General features: G+C 67.8%; 15 protein-coding genes. 11 read left to right on the top strand and 4 right to left on the bottom strand.

Annotated features, from left to right (window positions below):
* Positions 1-2: 2 nt before the first annotated feature.
* On the bottom strand, positions 3-296 hold the full coding sequence (locus BZG35_RS07880) for a DUF2282 domain-containing protein (protein WP_077355140.1): 294 nt from the start codon (positions 294-296) through the stop codon (positions 3-5).
* A gap of 155 nt (positions 297-451) precedes the next feature.
* Here BZG35_RS07880 and BZG35_RS07875 point away from each other — a divergent pair, with 155 nt between their 5' ends.
* From BZG35_RS07875 to BZG35_RS07855, 5 genes are all read left to right on the top strand, one after another.
* Positions 452-1,015, top strand: a complete 564-nt coding sequence (locus BZG35_RS07875) for a sigma-70 family RNA polymerase sigma factor (protein ID WP_077355139.1) — start codon at positions 452-454, stop codon at positions 1,013-1,015.
* A complete protein-coding gene (locus BZG35_RS07870) occupies positions 1,005-1,646 on the top strand; it encodes an NrsF family protein (RefSeq protein WP_171981906.1) in 642 nt (213 codons plus the stop codon). Before BZG35_RS07875 ends, BZG35_RS07870 begins: the two co-directional genes overlap by 11 nt.
* Before the next feature lie 119 nt (positions 1,647-1,765).
* The gene (gene ettA / locus BZG35_RS07865; protein ID WP_077355137.1) at positions 1,766-3,433 is read left to right on the top strand and encodes an energy-dependent translational throttle protein EttA; all 1,668 of its coding nucleotides are present in this window, start codon (positions 1,766-1,768) and stop codon (positions 3,431-3,433) included.
* 24 nt (positions 3,434-3,457) lie between these two features.
* Positions 3,458-3,691: a DUF433 domain-containing protein gene (locus BZG35_RS07860; RefSeq protein ID WP_077357955.1), complete on the top strand. Its 234-nt coding sequence runs from the start codon at positions 3,458-3,460 to the stop codon at positions 3,689-3,691.
* On the top strand, positions 3,688-4,023 hold the full coding sequence (locus tag BZG35_RS07855; RefSeq protein ID WP_077355136.1) for a DUF5615 family PIN-like protein: 336 nt from the start codon (positions 3,688-3,690) through the stop codon (positions 4,021-4,023). The genes BZG35_RS07860 and BZG35_RS07855 overlap by 4 nt, the downstream gene beginning before the upstream one ends.
* Positions 4,024-4,041: 18 nt before the next feature.
* Here the strand turns inward: BZG35_RS07855 and mdoH are convergent, their stop codons facing one another.
* The 3 genes from mdoH to BZG35_RS18140 all read right to left on the bottom strand — a co-directional run bounded on the left by mdoH (position 4,042) and on the right by BZG35_RS18140 (position 7,919).
* On the bottom strand, positions 4,042-5,970 hold the full coding sequence (gene mdoH, locus BZG35_RS07850; RefSeq protein ID WP_077355135.1) for a glucans biosynthesis glucosyltransferase MdoH: 1,929 nt from the start codon (positions 5,968-5,970) through the stop codon (positions 4,042-4,044).
* A gap of 126 nt (positions 5,971-6,096) precedes the next feature.
* Positions 6,097-6,738: a DUF998 domain-containing protein gene (locus tag BZG35_RS18145; protein WP_216351895.1), complete on the bottom strand. Its 642-nt coding sequence runs from the start codon at positions 6,736-6,738 to the stop codon at positions 6,097-6,099.
* Positions 6,738-7,919: an acyltransferase family protein gene (locus tag BZG35_RS18140; protein ID WP_216351894.1), complete on the bottom strand. Its 1,182-nt coding sequence runs from the start codon at positions 7,917-7,919 to the stop codon at positions 6,738-6,740. The genes BZG35_RS18145 and BZG35_RS18140 overlap by 1 nt, the downstream gene beginning before the upstream one ends.
* A 114-nt stretch (positions 7,920-8,033) precedes the next feature.
* On the opposite strand from BZG35_RS18140, the gene BZG35_RS07840 reads away from it, so the two are divergent.
* From BZG35_RS07840 to metH, 6 genes are all read left to right on the top strand, one after another.
* Positions 8,034-8,966, top strand: coding sequence for a 2-hydroxyacid dehydrogenase (locus BZG35_RS07840; RefSeq protein WP_077355134.1), 933 nt, complete (start codon positions 8,034-8,036; stop codon positions 8,964-8,966).
* A gap of 73 nt (positions 8,967-9,039) precedes the next feature.
* On the top strand, positions 9,040-10,014 hold the full coding sequence (locus BZG35_RS07835) for a metalloregulator ArsR/SmtB family transcription factor (RefSeq protein WP_077355133.1): 975 nt from the start codon (positions 9,040-9,042) through the stop codon (positions 10,012-10,014).
* Positions 10,014-10,967 carry a methylenetetrahydrofolate reductase [NAD(P)H] gene (gene metF / locus BZG35_RS07830; RefSeq protein ID WP_077355132.1) on the top strand — a complete coding sequence of 318 codons (954 nt, stop codon included), beginning with the start codon at positions 10,014-10,016 and terminating at the stop codon, positions 10,965-10,967. Before BZG35_RS07835 ends, metF begins: the two co-directional genes overlap by 1 nt.
* The gene (locus BZG35_RS07825) at positions 10,967-12,061 is read left to right on the top strand and encodes a homocysteine S-methyltransferase family protein (protein WP_077355131.1); all 1,095 of its coding nucleotides are present in this window, start codon (positions 10,967-10,969) and stop codon (positions 12,059-12,061) included. The genes metF and BZG35_RS07825 overlap by 1 nt, the downstream gene beginning before the upstream one ends.
* Positions 12,061-12,741 (top strand): trans-aconitate 2-methyltransferase, encoded by a 681-nt coding sequence (locus BZG35_RS07820; protein WP_077355130.1) that lies wholly within the window; start codon positions 12,061-12,063, stop codon positions 12,739-12,741. The genes BZG35_RS07825 and BZG35_RS07820 overlap by 1 nt, the downstream gene beginning before the upstream one ends.
* The gene (metH, locus tag BZG35_RS07815) at positions 12,741-15,407 is read left to right on the top strand and encodes a methionine synthase (protein ID WP_077355129.1); all 2,667 of its coding nucleotides are present in this window, start codon (positions 12,741-12,743) and stop codon (positions 15,405-15,407) included. Before BZG35_RS07820 ends, metH begins: the two co-directional genes overlap by 1 nt.
* Positions 15,408-15,470 lie beyond the last annotated feature (63 nt).

The raw sequence follows: 15,470 nt of genomic DNA, 5'->3' as shown, positions 1-15,470 counted from the left end.
GATCAGCGCGAGACGGGCGTCAGCGAACCGTTGCCGCGCGGGGTCTGGATCGAGGTACAGGTGCCCGCCGGCACATTCTTCCAGGCATTGCCCTGATAGTCGCGAACCGAGGTGCCGGCGCAGGTCGTGCCGGGCCCGGCCGCGCAGTCGTTCTTGCCGGCGAGCGCGACGCCATAGCATTTCTCGACGCTGGGGGCGGTGGCGCGCGTGTTGCTCTGGGCGTTGGCGAGGCCGGTGCCGGCGACGAGGGCGGCGACCGCGGTCAGGCCGGCGACGGTGGCATGGGAGCGGGTCATCAGAAGTCTCCTGGGTTTAACGCGATCGGTGGTGACCGCATGCCCTGGGCTTCGTCAGGAGCCGGTGCCGGGTTACGGCTGCAGAACAGGAATATTTTTGCGTCGCCCCGACGTTCGCCGTAACCTTTCGGCTCCGTCGGCGAAGCGGGGGTGACGTGACCGATCGCGAAGCGCACCTCCAGTCCCTGATGCTGCGTGGCCTGGACGGCGACGCCGGGGCCTGGCGCGTTCTTCTGACCGATCTGGGCGCGCATCTGCGGCCCTTCTTCGCCCGCCGGCTGTTCGACGGGGGCGCGGATGCCGAGGATCTGGTGCAGGAGACCTTGATCGCCATCCATGCCAAGCGGTCCACCTGGGACCGCGCCCAGTCCTTCACCGGCTGGGCCTATGCGATCGCCCGGCACAAGCTGATCGATCACCTGCGGCGTCGCGGCCGCCGTCCGACACACCCGCTGGAGGAGGCCGCCGAACTGTTCGCCGACCATACGGTCGAGGACGGTGCCACCAGCGCCGACCTGTCCCGCTGCCTGGCCCTGCTGCCCCCGCGCCAGCGTCGCCTGATCGAGGACGTCCGTCTGAGGGGCCTGACGGTCGCCGAGGCCGCAGCCAATCACGGCTACAGCTTGGCCGCGGCCAAGGTCAGCATCCATCGCAGCTTGAAATCGCTGAATGCCCGCTTCGCGAACGTCTCCGCCGAAGGAGGCGACCTTGAAGACTGAAGACCTCATCGAGGCCCTGGCCGTCGACCTGCCCCCCTCCCCTCATCGCCAGATCGAGCGCCGGCTCCTGCTCTGGATGATCCCGGGCGTTCTGCTGGTCCTGGCGAGCGTCGGCCTGTGGCTGGGGTTCCGCAGCGACCTGCCCGGGGCCATGGGGGGCCCGACCTTCTGGGCCAAGGCCGCCTACACCCTGGCGCTTGCGGTCACCGGCTTCTGGCTGCTCGTCCGCCTGGGTCGGCCCGGCACCGGGGTCGTGGCCCCGCTGCTGACGCTGTTTGGGCTGCTGTTCGGCGTCCTCGCTCTGGCCGGCTACGAGATCGCGACCATGCCGATGCCCCAGCGGATGCCTGCGCTCATGGGCGACAGCGCGCGGGTCTGTACGCCCAACATCGTACTGTTGAGCGCCCTTGCCGCCCCCTTCGTGTTCTGGGCGGCGCGGGCCTTCGCGCCCACGCGCCCGACCCTGGCCGGAGCGGCGGCGGGCGTGCTGACCGCGGGCACGGCGGCCACCCTGTACGGCCTGCATTGCCCGGAGCACACGGCGGCTTTCGTGGCCGTCTGGTACTCCCTCGGCATCGTCGTCGCCGCGGCGACCGGCGCATTGGCGGGACGCTTCGTCTTTCGCTGGTAGGCTCGGCGCCTTCAAACCGCCGCGCCCTGGGCCTAGGTCATTTGCCACCCGGCGTGCGGGTCGCTACATCCCGCGCCTACATCCCCATTCGATTTAGACGACAGGGCGCACCGCACCTCATGGCGCAGCAATATATTTTCCAGATGCAGGGCCTGACCAAGGCCTTTCCCGGCGGCAAGAAGATCTTCGAGAACATCTGGCTGAGCTTCTACAACGACGCCAAGATCGGCGTGGTCGGCGTGAACGGCTCGGGCAAGTCGACCCTGCTGAAGATCATGGCGGGTCTGGATCCGGAATTCTCGGGCGAGGCCAAGGCCGCCGACGGGATCAAGCGCGGCTATCTGGAGCAGGAGCCCCACCTCGACGACGCCCTGAACGTGCGCGAGAACGTTGAGGCCTGGTGCGAGGAGAAGCAGTGGGTCAACCGCTTCAACGCCATCGCCACCGAGATGGCCGAGGAATACACCGACGAACTGATGGAGGAGATGACTGCCCTTCAGGAGAAGATCGACGCCGGCGACGTCTGGGACATCGACAGCCGCATCGAGATGGCCATGGACGCCCTGCGTTGCCCGCCCGACGACTGGGCCGTGACCAACCTGTCCGGCGGCGAGAAGCGCCGCGTCGCCCTGGCCCGCCTGCTGCTGTCCAAGCCCGACATGCTGCTGCTGGACGAACCGACCAACCACCTGGACGCCGAGTCCGTGGCCTGGCTGCAGCACCATCTGGAAGCCTTCCCGGGCTGCGTCATCCTGGTGACCCACGACCGCTACTTCCTGGATCTGGTGACCAAGTGGACGCTGGAGCTCGATCGCGGCAAGGGCATCCCCTACGAGGGCAACTACTCCAGCTGGCTGGAGCAGAAGCAGAAGCGCGTGGTCCAGGAGAACTCGGAGTCCGAGGCCCGCCAGCGCGCCCTCACCCGCGAACTGGAATGGGTCCGCTCGGGGGCCAAGGCCCGTCAGGCCAAGTCCAAGGCCCGTCTGGCCGCCTATGAGCGGATGGTCACGGAACAGGAGAGCCTGCGAGGGGCCCAGACCCACGCCCACATCCAGATCCCGCCCGGGCCGCGCCTGGGCAATGTCGTGCTGGAGGTCGAAGGCCTGCAGAAATCCTATGGCGACAAGCTGCTGTTCGACAACCTGACCTTCAAGCTGCCGCCCAACGGCATCGTCGGCGTGATCGGGCCCAACGGGGCCGGCAAATCGACCATGTTCCGCCTGATCACCGGTCAGGAGACGCCGGAGGGCGGAACCATCAAGGTCGGCGAGACCGTGAAATTGGCCTATGTCGACCAGTCCCGCGACAGCCTTGACCCCAACAAGACCATCTGGGAGGAGATCAGCGGCGGCACCGACGTGATGATGGTCGGCAAGCGCGAGATCAACACCCGCGCCTATGTCGGTTCGTTCAACTTCAAGGGCGGCGACCAGCAGAAGAAGGTCGGGCAGCTGTCGGGCGGGGAGCGCAACCGCGTCCACCTGGCCAAGACCCTGGCCACCGGCGGCAACCTGATCCTGCTCGATGAGCCGACCAACGACCTGGACATCGAGACGCTGCAGAACCTCGAGGAGGCGCTGGAGGAGTTCGCGGGCTGCGCCGTGGTCATCTCCCACGACCGCTGGTTCCTGGACCGTCTCGCGACCCACATCCTGGCTTTCGAGGGCGACAGCCACGTCGAATGGTTCGAGGGGAACTTCGAGGCCTACGAGGAGGACAAGAAGCGCCGCCTCGGCACCGACGCCCTGATCCCGCACCGGATCAAGTTCCAGAAATTCGGTCGCTGATCGAACTGTGATAGGATGCGGGACATGAGCGAAGACCTCCTGTCCCGCATCACCATCGAGCCCGGCAAGCGCGGAGGAAAACCCTGCGTGCGCGGCATTCGGATTACCGTCGCTGACGTCTTGGGCTGGCTTGCTGCGGGTGAGAGTCCGGACTCGATCCTGTCCTATCATCCCGATCTGGAGCCGGACGACATTCTCGCATGTCTCGCCTACGGGGCCCGTGAGGTGGATCATCCCCCGGTCGTCATCGCTGCTTGAAGATCATCATCGACCAGCAGCTGCCGCCTGTGCTGGCGCGATGGCTGCGTGACGAGCACGACATCGACGCCGTCCACGTCCGCGAAATCAGGCTGAAGGACGCGCCGGATCACGACATCTGGCTGGAGGCTAAGCGCCGAGGTGCGGTCGTCATCAGTCGAGATGCCGATTTCGCCAACTTTGCGCGACAGGACGTGGCCGGCCGCCTGGTCTGGCTCCGGATTGGCAACTGCACCAACCCCGAGTTGATCGCCGTATTCGAAGCGATCTGGCCCATCGTGTGGGCCAGGCTTCTTGATGGAGAGCGGTTCGTCGAGCTCAGGAACGACTAAATTCGAGATCGAACGCGATCAGCCTCGCGCCCACATCGGCGCATCGACCTCGGCCACCGGCCGAGCGGCCGGGAACAGCACCGCCGGCGACACCGCCACGCCGTCCTCGTCCGGCGTGACCATCCAGCCCTTGCGGGCGAAGGCCTCGCCCAGGGCGCGGCGCGAGGTGAAGACGGCGATCGGGGCGGCGAACAGCAGGGGCAGGACGATCGGGGCGAACCAGGTGGCCAGGTCCGGACGGATGAACAGGCCCAGGGTGAAGAGCACGCCCGTTGCCATCTGCCAGCGCATGGCCGTGAAGGCGTCGCGCCAGGCCAGGCCGTCGGCGCTGCGCTGCTGGGTGGCCCAGCCGGCGTCGTGGCCGCTGACGATCTTGGCGACGGCGATCGTGTTGGCGACCATCAGGATGGGGGCCATGGCGGCGGACAGGGCGATCTCCAGCGCCATGCCCTTGGCGATCTGGCGGGCCCCGCCAAAGGCGCGACGCTCGCCCGGACGGCTCAGCACCAGGACGAAGCCCATCAGCTTGGGCCCCATCAGCATCACCCCGCCCAGCAGCGAGGCCAGCATGAAGGGCGAGAGCTGCGGGTTCAGGATGTAGAAGAAGGACGCCCAATCGACCGGCCCCTGCAGCTGCATCGCCATGCCGACGATCAGGGAGGCGAACCACAGGGGCGAGGACAGATAGGCCATGCAGCCCATGGCCAGCTGCAGCCGGCTGATCGGGTTCAAACCCTTGGCCCCGATCAGGGCGATGTGCTGCAGGTTGCCCTGGCACCAGCGATGATCGCGGCGGATGAAGTCGGTGAGGGTCGGCGGCGTCTCTTCGCAGCTGCCGTCCAGGGCGGCGGTGACGTGGACGGCCCAGCCGGCGCGGCGCAGCAGGGCGGCCTCGACCACGTCGTGGCTCATGATATGGCCGCCGAAGGGCTTGCGACCCTCCAGCTCGGGCAGGCCGGCGCAGTCGGCGAAGGCGCGGGTCCGCAGGATGGCGTTGTGCCCCCAGTAGCTGGCCTCGGACCCGGCCCACCAGGCCAGGCCGGCGGCGGCGACGCGGCCGTACAGGCGCACGCCGAACTGCGACACCCGGGCGAACAGGGTCTGGGCCTTGATGATGGTCGGGGCGGTCTGGATCAGGCCGACGCCGGGGTGGCGCTCCATGGCGTCGACCAGACGCAGGACGGTCTCGCCGGCCATGGTCGAGTCGGCGTCCAGCACGATCATGTACTCGTAGGCTCCGCCGAAGGTGCGGGTCCAGTCGGCGATGTTGCCGGCCTTGCGCTCGATGTTCTCGGTCCGGCGGCGGTAGTAGACCGCGCTGCCCGCATGCGCCCGCAGCGACAGACAGGCCGACATCTCGGCCGCGGCCGCCTCGTCCTTGGTCGAGTCGCTGAGCACGAACAGGTCGAAGGCGTCCGAGGCTCCCAGGCGGGCCAGCGAGGCGTCCAGCGCGCCCAGGCGGGCCAGGGCCGCGCGCGCGTCCTCGTTGTAGAGCGGCATCAGCAAGGCCGTGCGCCGGCTCGGCAGGGGCGGATACGGCGCGAAGGCCATGTCGTCCTGTTCCCGGCCCGTCAGCATGACGATCAGACCGGCGAAGGTGCTGCAGAACCAGCAGGCGATGGCCGTGATCAGGACGGCGAAGATGGCCAGGGCCAGGATCTCGAGCGGCTGGAACCCCTCGCGCGCGCAGAGGATCACGGGCGCGATCAAGGCCAGCAGGGCCACGACCAGCGTCGAGCCGAAGACGATGAACCGCCGCGTCAGCAGGCCGTCCGGCCGCGACGCCATCTGTCCGGCGACCTGCAGCGCCGCATCGGCAAAGGCTTGGCGCGGCATGGCCAGAGGCGCGGTCTCCGGCAGCCAGCCGCCGACACCGGTAAAGGCGGAAATGGCTTCGATGCGATCGCCGGCGATATGCGCGCGTGCAGTCGACCCGTAGCCAATCATTGGATCTTCCTCAGGGGTCGCGCCGACTCGGAACAAGCGGTATTATTGCGGCGCACCATCCAGCGCACATTTGATCACTCTTGCGCGATTTTCAATCACATAATGGTGAGAACGCGTTTTTTTGGGCTATCGTGGGGAACCGGGCTCGAGCCGCCGCCTGAGGCAGAGCGCCGCCACCCCGACCCACCCGACCAGAACGATGGCAAAAGCCCTTTCCCAGTAGCCGACGTTGAGATCGGTCACAGTGCCCGGAAACAGGAGATGCTTGGTCAGAAGCGTCAGGACCGCCATCGCGCCGAAGGCAGCCGCCAGGAAGCGTCGCAGCCCCGACAGGCCGGACGTCTGTCTCAAGGCGACCAGCAGGAAGACGGGCGCCAGTTGGATGCCCAGTCCCAGATTGATGGCCATGTGGCGAGGATCGGGCCAAGGATACAGGCTGGACAAGACCAGGCCGGTGCCCGCCAACACGAACAGCAGACCCACGAGCGCGGCCGACACGAGCGATCGCGTCAGGATCACCACTGCGAGTCCGAAGCCCACGCCCGCCACCCCGGTCATGGCGCCGGCGATCAGCACGCCGACATTGAACAGGGCGGGCACGGTCGCCGTGGCCCCGCCCAGCTCGCTCAGATACTGGCGCGCATGATCGAAGCCCGGATAGGCGCTGCCTGCCGCCAGCACCGAGGCCAGGGCCAGGATCGGCGCCGCGATCCCCACCGCCAGCAGATGTTGCGCCACCGCCGTCAGCCGATCCGGCTGCAGCCTCATCACAGGACCTGCGGGGCTCGGGTCCCCACCTCGCCCGGCGGGGCAGGCGGCATCGCCGCCACGGGTTTCAAGCCCCAGATCGGTCGGATCGATGGAATGCGCCGCACGATCTCATAGATCAGCAAACTGCCGCCGATCGTGACGCCGGCCAGGACGACCACCTCGACCGCGGCCGGCAGGGCCAGGGGCCGGACCAGCCAGACGGCGGCGACCAGGATCGTCTGATGCGCGAGATAGCAGGTGAACACGGCGTCGGAGAGATAGCGCAGCACCGGGCTCTCGACCCGCCGCAGATACAGGCTGGCGAAGCCCAGGATGGCCGAGATCACCACCCACTGGTCGATGGCGAACACCAGATTGCGGGGAATGCCCCAGAAGGCCCCTCCCCCCGGATGGGCGGTCTGCAGCATCATGATCGGCAGGGCCAGGATCGCGACCCCCAGCCCGACCCAGCGGTACCGCTCCAGCTCCCGCCACACCGATTCGCGCCGCGCGATCAGATAGCCGAACAGGAAGGCCCCCAGCGACAGGGCATGATTATAGGCGTCGTGGCCGAGCGCATTGGTCACGCCGAACAGAGGAAACAGGGTCAGCCGGATCGCCATCAGATACAGGATCGGCACGGCCAGCACCCGCCAGCCCGACAACAGCCGGACCAGCCGGTCCTCCAGCCAGAGCAGCCGCTGCGGACGCAGCATCAGCAGGACCACGATCGCGCTGTAGACGGCGATATAGACGATGAACCACAGGTGATTGACCGGCACCCCATTGGCCAGACCGCTCAGCGAGAACTCCCGGCCCCACCACCCGGCCAGCCCCCCGGTCCACGCCCCCTTGTCCAGGGCCTCGATCCAGGACTGGATCGGCACGAGCACGAGCGTGCCGAACAGCAGGGGCGGGATCAGGCGCTCGGCCCGGGCCCGCGCGACCTGGCCGGCATCGCGCCGCGCGGTCATGAAGCGAAGCGCCGCGCCGGACACCAGAAACAGCAGGGTCAGCCGCCAGGGATTGGTGATCAGCACCCCTTCCCGCATCCATTCGAAGGTGTGCCGGCTGTGCACGTGCCAATCATAGGGCGCATAGACCAGACCCACATGATACAGGATCAGCAGGCCGAACGCGGCCACCCGGATCCAGTCCAGATCGAGGCGACGGACGGCGGCGGCGGCGGCAAGGGTCACAGCGCGTCTATGATCGACCGGACCCGCCCTGTCCACGCTACCTTAGCCGCACCGGGAGGGCCGGCCGCCTCGGGCAGACTGGTTCACACCCGGCGACGGGCGTAGATCAGACCCATGCCCCATCGTCCCGCCGTCCTGATCATGCCGCCGCAACTGGGACGGCTGACGCCCTTCCTGGAGGGGAGCTATCGGGTCTTTCACCTGTGGGAGGGCCCGCCGGTCGAGGCCCAGGCGGATATCCAGGCCATCGTCGTCGTCGGCGAGGCCCCCCTGGACAAGGCGGTGATCGAGCGCCTTCCGAACCTGAAGCTGATCGCCTGTTTCACCTCGGGCTATGACGCCATCGATCTGGACTGGTGCGCGGCGCGCGGTCTCCCGGTCACCCATGCGCCGAACGTCAATCATGAGGACGTCGCCGACCATGCCCTGGGTCTGATCCTGGCGGCGCGGCGTCAGATCGTCTGCGGCGACCGCGCTTTGCGGGCCGGGGACTGGCGCATGGAGCACCGGCTGATCACCCCATCCATGCGGGGCCAGAGGGTCGGCATCGTCGGTCTGGGGCGGATCGGCGAGGCCTTGGCCCGGCGTCTGGAGCCGCTGGGCTGCCCCGTCGCCTGGTGGGGTCCGCGCGACAGGCCCTCGCCCTGGCCCCGGGCCGACAGCCTGCTGGGCCTTGCCGCGACCAGCGACATCCTGGTCGTGGCCTGCCGCGCCGACGACACCAATCGCGGTCTGATCTCCAGCGACGTCATCGCGGCGCTGGGCCCGACGGGCCTGCTGGTCAATGTCGCGCGCGGATCGCTGGTGGACGAGGACGCCGTGATCGCGGCCCTGGCGTCGGGGTCCCTGGGGCAGGCCGCCCTGGATGTGTTCGAGCGCGAACCCACTGACCCCGCCCGCTGGGCCGACGTGCCCAATACCGTTCTGACGCCGCACACCGCCGGGGCGACGACCGAGGCGGTGCAGGGCATGCTGATGCTGTTGATTCGCAACCTGGCGGCGGCGATGGCCGGCGAACCGCTGGTGACCCCCGTCCCGCAGGCCTGACACCCGCGGCGGGCGTTCGAGCGCGCGAATTCGCGCTGGCCATCATATAAGGATATCCTTATATGATTATGCCATGTCCCTGACCGCCGACCAGACGATCGAAGCCCTGCGCGCCGCCGGCGAGCCGACCCGGCTGCGCATCCTGTCCCTGCTGGCCGGCGAGGAACTGTCGGTCATGGAGCTGTCGCGGGTCCTGGACCAGAGCCAGCCGCGCGTCTCCCGCCATCTGAAGCTTATGACCGACGCCGGCCTGATCGAACGCTTTCCCGACGGCGCGCGCGTCTTCTATCGCATTTCCCACGACTTCCATGTCCGCCGCCTGACCGACACGGTTCTGGACCTGCTGGACGATGCCGAGGGCGAGGCCGACCACATTCGTCTGGACGCCGTGCGCGCGGAACGGACCGCCGCCGCCGCCGCCTATTTCGAGACCGTGGCCCCCCGCTGGGACCGGATCCGCTCCCTCTACGTGTCCGAATCGGCGGTCGAGAGCGCCATCGCCCGCGCCGCCGGGCCCGGCCCGTTCGAGCGGGTCGTCGATCTGGGCACCGGCTCGGGGCGGATGCTGACCCTGCTGGGCCCCAAGGCCCGGATGTCGATCGGTCTGGACCTGTCCCAGAACATGCTCAACATCGCCCGCGCCAATGTCGTGAAGGCGGGGCTGGACAAGGTCGAGCTGCGCCACGGCGACATCTTCGCCACCCGCCTGCCGGCCCAGTCGGCCGACCTCGTGCTTGTGCATCAGGTGCTTCACTATCTGGCCGATCCGGCCGCCGCCGTCGTCGAGGCCGCCCGATTGGTCGAGCCCGGGGGCAAGCTGCTGATCGTCGACTTCGCCCCGCATGACCTCGAAAGGCTGCGCGAGGAACACCAGCACCGCCGCCTCGGCTTCGCCGACGAAGAGATCCGACGCTGGCTGGCCGACGCCGGCCTGGAGGCCTCGGCTTCCATCGCCCTGCCGCCCGACACGGCGGGCCTGACCGTCACCATCTGGACCGCGACGCGTCCCTCGGCTTCGGCCGCCGTCGCCAAGAGGAGCGTCGCCTGATGGCCGCCACCGCCCCCTCCCTCGCCGAGGCCCGCGCCCTGCTGCTGTCGCCGCTGGGGCCCGTCGCCCGCGCCGGCGACAATGCCGATGCCGTCCGCGTCTCGTTCGAATTCTTCCCGCCCAAGACCGACAAGGCCGAGGAGACCCTGTGGGAGGCCGTGCGCCGTCTGGAGCCGCTGAATCCCGACTTCGTCTCGGTCACCTACGGGGCCGGCGGCTCGACCCGCGAACGCACCCACCGCACCGTCCAGCGCATGCTGGCCGAGACCACGCTGAAGCCCGCCGCCCACCTGACCTGCGTCGAGGCCAGCCGCGCCGAGGTCGATGAGGTGATCGAGAGCTACAAGGCGATCGGCGTGAACCACATCGTCGCCCTGCGCGGCGACCCGCCGGGCTCCGCCGGCATCGGCGGCGCCTATCAGCCGCGTGCCGACGGCTACGCCAACGCCACCGAACTGTCCCAGGCCATCCGCCGGGTCGGCGGCTTCGACATCACCGTCGGGGCCTATCCAGAAAAGCACCCGGAAAGCCCCTCGATCGACCACGACATCGACGTGCTGAAGGCCAAGGTCGACGCCGGCGCGACCCGTGCGATCAGCCAGTTCTTCTTCGACATCGACGCCTTCCTGCGCTTTCGAGACCGCATCCGCGCGGCGGGCGTCACCATCCCCCTGATCCCCGGGATCATGCCGGTGTCCAACTTCGCCGCCACCCAGAGGATGAGCGCCTCGTGCGGGGCCAGCGTCCCGGCCTGGCTGGCCACCCATTTCGACGGACTGGACGACGACCCGGAGACCCGCAAGCTGCTGGCCGCCTCGGTCGCCGCCGAGACCTGCGCCCGGCTGCAGGAAGAGGGGTTCCAGGACTTCCACTTTTACACCCTGAACCGCGCCGACCTGGTCTATGCGATCTGCCGCGTCCTGGGCGTGCGCGAACAGAAGGCCGTTGCGTAATGACCTCTCCCCTCACCCGGCCCCACCGCATCGCCGCACTTCACAAGGCCGCAAAGGAACGCATCCTGGTCCTCGACGGATCGTGGGGCGTGATGATCCAGCGGCGCGAGCTCGATGAGGCCGACTTCCGCGGCGACCGCTTCGTGGAAGCCAATGGCTACAACGAAAAAGACCAGATGAAGGGCAACAACGACATCCTGTGCATCACCCGCCCGGACGTCATCGGCGATCTGCACGACCAGTATTTCGCCGCCGGGGCCGACATCTCGGAGACCAACACCTTCTCCGGCACCACCATCGCCCAGGACGACTACAAGCTGGACGAACAGGCGGTCTGGGACATCAATCTGGAGGGGGCGAAACTGGCCCGCGCCGCCGCCGACCGCTGGACGGAAAAGGAGCCGCACAAGCCGCGCTTCGCCGCCGGTTCGATCGGCCCGCTGAACAAGATGCTGTCGATGTCGTCGGACGTGAACGACCCCGGCGCGCGGCTGGTCACCTTCGACCAGGTCTATGAGGCCTATCGCCACCAGATCCGCGCCCTGAACGAGGGCGGCGTCGACCTGTATCTGATCGAGACCATCACCGACACGCTGAACTGCAAGGCCTGTATCAAGGCCATCAAGGACCTCGAGGACGAGGGCATGGACGCCCTGCCGATCTGGATCAGCGGCACCATCACCGACCGTTCGGGCCGGACACTGTCGGGCCAGACGGCCGAGGCCTTCTGGAACAGCGTGCGCCACGCCAAGCCCTTCGCCGTCGGCTTCAACTGCGCCCTGGGCGCCGACCTGATGCGGCCCTTCATCGCCGAACTGAGCCGCGTGGCCGACACCCTGGTCGCCGCCTATCCGAACGCCGGCCTGCCCAACGCCATGGGTCAGTACGACGAGGAGCCGCACCAGACCGCCCACTTCATCGAGGAATGGGCAGCGTCCGGCCTGGTCAACATCGTCGGCGGCTGCTGCGGCACCACGCCCGACCACATCAAACACGTGGCCGAGAACGTGTCGAAACTGGCGACGCGGGAGATCCCGGAGCGGCCAGTGGCGATGCGGCTGTCGGGGCTCGAGCCGTTCGAGCTGGTGGCGTGATGAGCGAGAAGATCGCCGATCTGTTCAAGGACCCCGAGCACGCCCGCACCTATGCCGACCGGCCGCGGAAGATCATTCCCGGCTTAGACGGTCTGCATCGCATCACGGCCCAGCTGCTGGCCGAGACGTCTCCCGGGCGGATCCTCGTGGTCGGCGGCGGCGGTGGGCTGGAGCTCAAGACCCTGATCGGGGCGTTCCCCGACGCCCGCTTCTGTGCCGTCGATCCGTCCGCCGAGATGATCGGCCAGGGCAAGGCCTACCTCGGTGACCCCGAGTGCGTGGACTGGGTCGAAGGCTATGTCTTCGACGCGCCCGAGGGCCCCTTCGACGCCGCGACCTGCCTGCTGACCTTGCATTTCGTGCCTGATGACGGTGCCAAGCTGGAGACCCTGGAGGCCATCCGCAGCCGCCTCAAACCCGGTGCGCCCTTAGTCATCGCCCATCTGAGCGTCGACAAGACCGACCCCGCGTCGGAACGGCGGTTCGACCGCTATCTGAAGTTCGGCAGCGACAGCGACATGGACCCAAAGGTGTTGCAGGAGGCGCATGCGCGCGTCCGCACCCATCTCAACTGCGTCGGCCCCGTGCGCGACGAAGAACTCCTCTACGAAGCCGGCTTCCGCGAGGTCGAACCCGTGTTCCGGGGCCTCTCCTGGTGCGGATGGATTGGATACGCCTGATGCGCCCCACCTTCATCAACGTCGGCGAACGGACCAACGTCACCGGCTCGGCCAAATTCAAGAAGCTGGTGATCGAGGGCGACTACCCCGCCGCCCTGACCGTCGCGCGCCAGCAGGTCGAGGCCGGGGCCCAGATCATCGACATCAACATGGACGAAGGCCTGCTGGATTCGAAGCAGGCCATGATCACCTTCCTCAACCTGATCGCGGCCGAGCCCGACATCGCCCGCGTCCCGGTGATGATCGACAGTTCCAAATGGGAAGTCATCGAGGCGGGCCTGAAATGCGTCCAGGGCAAGCCGATCGTCAACTCCATCTCGATGAAGGAGGGCGAGGACGCCTTCCGCGCCCAGGCGGTCAAATGCCTGCGCTACGGGGCCGCCGTCGTCGTCATGGCCTTCGACGAGGTGGGCCAGGCCGACACCGCAGCCCGCAAGATCGAGATCTGCACCCGCGCCTACCGCATCCTGGTGGACGAGGTCGGCTTTCCGCCCGAGGATATCATCTTCGACCCCAACATCTTCGCCGTGGCGACGGGGATCGAGGAGCACGACAACTACGCCGTCGATTTCATCGAGGCGGTCAAGGTCATCAAGGCCACCCTGCCCTACGCCCGGATCTCGGGCGGGGTGTCGAACGTCTCGTTCAGCTTCCGCGGCAACGAGCCGGTGCGCCGGGCCATTCACAGCGTCTTCCTGTACCACGCCATCGCCGCCGGCATGGACATGGGCATCGTCAACGCCGGCGACCTGCCGGTCTATACCGACATCGAGCCGACCCTGCGCGAGGCCGTCGAGGACGTGATCCTCAACCGGCCGCAGCGGACCAATGTCTCCAACACCGAACGCCTGGTCGACATCGCCCCCAACTACAAGGGCGACAAGGGGGTGGCCCGGGTCGTCGATCTGAAATGGCGCGACCAGCCCGTCGGCAAGCGGATCGAACACGCCCTTGTCAACGGCATCACCGAATACATCGACGCCGACACGGAAGAAGCCCGCCTGTCGGTCGAGCGGCCCCTGCACGTCATCGAGGGTCCCTTGATGGACGGCATGAACGTGGTCGGCGACTTGTTCGGCTCGGGCAAGATGTTCCTGCCGCAGGTGGTCAAGTCGGCCCGGGTGATGAAACAGGCCGTGGCCTGGCTGGAGCCCTTCATGGAGGCCGAAAAGGCCGGCAAGCCGAGGGAACAGGCTGGCCGCATCCTGATGGCGACGGTCAAGGGCGACGTCCACGACATCGGCAAGAACATCGTCGGCGTCGTGCTGCAATGTAACAACTACGAGGTCATCGACCTGGGCGTCATGGTCCCGGCCGACCGGATCCTGGACGCCGCCGTCGAGCACAAGGTCGACATCATCGGCCTGTCCGGCCTGATCACGCCGAGCCTGGACGAGATGGTCTTCGTGGCGCGCGAGATGGAGCGGCGCGGCTTCGACATTCCCCTGCTGATCGGCGGGGCGACGACCAGCCGGACCCATACGGCGGTCAAGATCGAGCCGGGCTACCGCAAGGGCTCGACCACCTATGTCGTCGACGCCAGCCGCGCCGTGGGCGTGGTCTCGGGCCTGCTGTCCAAGACCGAGCGGTCGAAGAACGAGGCCCTGACCCGCGACGAATACATCCGCATCCGCGAACAGTACGCCCGCGGCCAGGAGGTCAAGGCGCGCGCCACCCTGCCCCAGGCGCGCGAGAACCGGTTCAAGCCCGATCCCACGAACCGCATGCCGGGCGCGCCGTCGTTCATCGGCGTCAAGGCCTTCGACGCCTGGGACCTGCAGGACCTGGCCGACCACATCGACTGGACGCCCTTCTTCGCCAGCTGGGAGCTGATCGGCCGCTATCCGCACATCCTCGAGGACGAGATCGTGGGCCAGGCGGCCCAGGACCTGTTCGCCGACGCCAAGGTGATGCTGAAACAGATCGTCGACGAGAAATGGTTCACCGCGAAAGGCGTGGTCGGCTTCTGGCCCGCCAATGCGGTGGGCGACGACGTCGCCGTCTATGCCGACGAGAGCCGCACCGAGGAAATCGCGCGCTTCCACACCCTGCGCCAGCAGATCAAGAAGGCGAACGGCAAGCCCAACCTGGCGCTCAGCGACTTTGTCGCCGAGGCCGGCCAGGACTACATCGGGGCCTTCGCCGTCACGACCGGGCACGGCGAACTGGAGGCCTCGAAGCGCTTCAAGGACGCCGGCGACGACTATTCCGCCATCATGGCCGCCGCCCTGGCCGACCGCCTGGCCGAAGCCTTCGCCGAGCGGCTGCACAAGGAAGTCCGGACCCAGCTGTGGGGCTATGCGGCGGATGAGGCGACCGGCATCGACGAGCTGATCGCCGAGCAATATCAGGGCATTCGCCCCGCCCCCGGCTATCCGGCCCAGCCGGATCACACCGAAAAGGCGACGTTGTTCCGTATACTGAATGCCGAGGCCAATGCGGGCATGGCCCTGACCGAGAGCTATGCCATGACCCCGCCGGCCAGCGTCTCAGGCCTGTATTTCGGCCACCCGGGCAGCCACTATTTCGGCGTCGGCAAGATCGATCGCGACCAGATCGAGGACTATGCGGCGCGCAAGGGCTGGGACGTCGAGACCGCCGAACGCTGGCTGGCCCCGATCCTCAACTACGAGCCGGGCGAGACCGCGAGGGGCGTGGCGGCTTAATCCTCCCCCATCGGGGGAGGTGTCACGGCGCGGCTTCGCGTCGTGACGGAGGGGGCCCGACCC

Source organism: Brevundimonas sp. LM2, from assembly GCF_002002865.1.
Lineage (GTDB): Bacteria > Pseudomonadota > Alphaproteobacteria > Caulobacterales > Caulobacteraceae > Brevundimonas.
The sequence above is the reverse complement of the archived record's forward strand: the minus strand, read 5'-3'. Positions and strand labels throughout refer to the sequence as shown.

What these genes read in the sequence shown, in the direction of transcription:
- BZG35_RS07880 (WP_077355140.1), bottom strand. Translation starts at nt 296, where the DNA reads ATGACCCGCTCCCATGCCACCGTCGCCGGCCTGACCGCGGTCGCCGCC.
- ettA (WP_077355137.1), top strand. Translation starts at nt 1,766, where the DNA reads ATGGCGCAGCAATATATTTTCCAGATGCAGGGCCTGACCAAGGCCTTT.
- BZG35_RS07860 (WP_077357955.1), top strand. Translation starts at nt 3,458, where the DNA reads ATGAGCGAAGACCTCCTGTCCCGCATCACCATCGAGCCCGGCAAGCGC.
- mdoH (WP_077355135.1), bottom strand. Translation starts at nt 5,970, where the DNA reads ATGATTGGCTACGGGTCGACTGCACGCGCGCATATCGCCGGCGATCGC.
- BZG35_RS18145 (WP_216351895.1), bottom strand. Translation starts at nt 6,738, where the DNA reads ATGAGGCTGCAGCCGGATCGGCTGACGGCGGTGGCGCAACATCTGCTG.
- BZG35_RS07840 (WP_077355134.1), top strand. Translation starts at nt 8,034, where the DNA reads ATGCCCCATCGTCCCGCCGTCCTGATCATGCCGCCGCAACTGGGACGG.
- BZG35_RS07835 (WP_077355133.1), top strand. Translation starts at nt 9,040, where the DNA reads ATGTCCCTGACCGCCGACCAGACGATCGAAGCCCTGCGCGCCGCCGGC.
- metF (WP_077355132.1), top strand. Translation starts at nt 10,014, where the DNA reads ATGGCCGCCACCGCCCCCTCCCTCGCCGAGGCCCGCGCCCTGCTGCTG.
- BZG35_RS07825 (WP_077355131.1), top strand. Translation starts at nt 10,967, where the DNA reads ATGACCTCTCCCCTCACCCGGCCCCACCGCATCGCCGCACTTCACAAG.
- BZG35_RS07820 (WP_077355130.1), top strand. Translation starts at nt 12,061, where the DNA reads ATGAGCGAGAAGATCGCCGATCTGTTCAAGGACCCCGAGCACGCCCGC.
- metH (WP_077355129.1), top strand. Translation starts at nt 12,741, where the DNA reads ATGCGCCCCACCTTCATCAACGTCGGCGAACGGACCAACGTCACCGGC.